2 protein-coding genes are annotated in these 1858 nt (G+C 47.5%); both read right to left on the bottom strand.

From position 1 onward, the window contains the following. Nucleotides 1–350: helix-turn-helix domain-containing protein (locus JX325_RS16035; protein ID WP_204792048.1), on the bottom strand; the 350-nt coding region annotated here is incomplete at its 3' end. Between the two features lie 304 nt (nt 351–654). After that, nucleotides 655–1858: type IIL restriction-modification enzyme MmeI (locus tag JX325_RS16040; protein ID WP_204792049.1), on the bottom strand; the 1204-nt coding region annotated here is incomplete at its 5' end.

The following is a 1858-nucleotide window of genomic DNA, read 5'->3' on the forward strand; positions in this document are numbered from 1 at the left end:
TCGTTTACCTTTGCTTTTATAAAACTGATGCTATTGATATATGCTTTCAGCAACATTTCTGCCCCGATTAAGAGGGGTTCGTCTATTTTTGCCAGCAGAGAAGTGATTGCAGAAATGGTGGACAATTCTGCTCTCCCAGTCAGCAAATAATCCGTAGTAGTACATAGAGCTTCAGACATTTTGCAAAGCGTTACATTGGATGCCCCGCGCTTTCCTAATTCAATCTGTACCAGAAAATATTCAGAAATACCAATAATTTCTGCAAAGTCTTTTCTGGATAAGTTAAGATTTTCTCGCGATTGTTTCACACGATGACCAAATTCAATTCTTAATACTTCCTTGCCTTTCAAGAACTATTCACCCCCCCTTTTTAGTGGAAATATCGGTTACATTCTAATAGTCCAATTTTACATTGTGCTATTAGGTTTGCATATTTGCTAGTAGTACCCAAAGTTTTTGCACTAAAAGCACAAAATATTTACACAATGGAGGTGTCGGCAATAAATAAATACAACAGGCATCAAAGAATGTACCCCTTGATGCCTGTTGCTATTCACATAATTTCAGATCAAAAAAGGTTAATACTACTTAATCCTAAATCACCTAAAGCAAGCAAATTGACGAACTTATAGTTTTCTCAACCCCATATTTGCCCTATTGGGAAACTATTTGCTGGTACATCTTCATCAACTCCGACACGCAGGCTGGTTCGGAGTTCAGTTTGCCCCAAAAGCCGTAGGCCATCATCACGGCTTTGTCGTTCTGCTGGTGGGCCTTCCGCAGTTCCGGAGGCATGGTGGTTTCATCGTAGAGGTCGGCAAGGCTGGCGTCCGGGTAGAGGGCGCGGGCGTCCAGAATGGCCTGCGCGGTCTGCTCGATTTTGTCCTTTTGAGCGTCCGTGGGGGTAGGCCAGGGGAAGTTGTTGTAAACAACATCCTTGGAATAGCGGTAATCGCTTTTCAGCCGTCCGCAAACAGCACGCATCCAAGCCATGTGTACGTTAGAGGTCAGCACACCTAAATGGTACAACGTAGCATTGGGAATGATTTTTACGAGGTTACTGCAAAGAATATCTGGGGTCATAAATCCCATGGGAACATAGCGCCGCCGCTCGGACGATACCTCTGGAACGACAATGTAAGTTCCTTCTGGCATATTCTCAACATGGAACCGAGTCGGCGTGTCGGCCAGCTTCACCGTTCCGGCGCTCTTGCTGGCAAACCGAAGCTGGCGCACTGCCTCCACCCGCTTCATGCACTCCGGCATTTTCCGCAGCTCATTCGGTGGGCAATCTCCCAGCCACAGGCAGTAGCGAGGGCAACGGTTGATAAACTCCTGGGAACCATACCAGGGCTTAAACCACTTTCCCGCTGCTGGTTCAATTTTCAGAAATTCGTCCATTTCCTCTTTGGTAAAGAGGTAGTTGCCGCCGTCAATCGGTTTGTTGCCAATCCCGATTTCCGGTACATCACAAAGGGGCTTACTGCGGCTCTCCACAAACACATTGTCAGCGTCCAATAGATACCCGTTGATGTTCTGAACCACCTGCGCCCGTTCTGATGTGAACAGCGTTTTAGGTGTGACGTTGGGGGCCGTGCTGAAACCGACAATCACACAATGAACGTGGGCTTTGATTTTGGCCTCACTGTCCCAGCGGAACGTCCGGTGAGCAAAGTCAATGTGAACACCTGATTCAAACAGCGGTTTCCACAGATTCGCCACAGCTTCACCTTGGGTCACAGAGTTGGTGGATACCAGAGCAGCCCGGATAGACGTTCCCGCCATCAAGTCCGCCGCTTTTTTATACCAGCAGGAAACGTAGTCCAGATTTCCGGCGTTCTTCCATCCAGGGAAAGTG

It is taken from the genome of Oscillibacter sp. CU971, assembly GCF_905219725.1.
Classification (GTDB): domain Bacteria; phylum Bacillota; class Clostridia; order Oscillospirales; family Oscillospiraceae; genus Oscillibacter.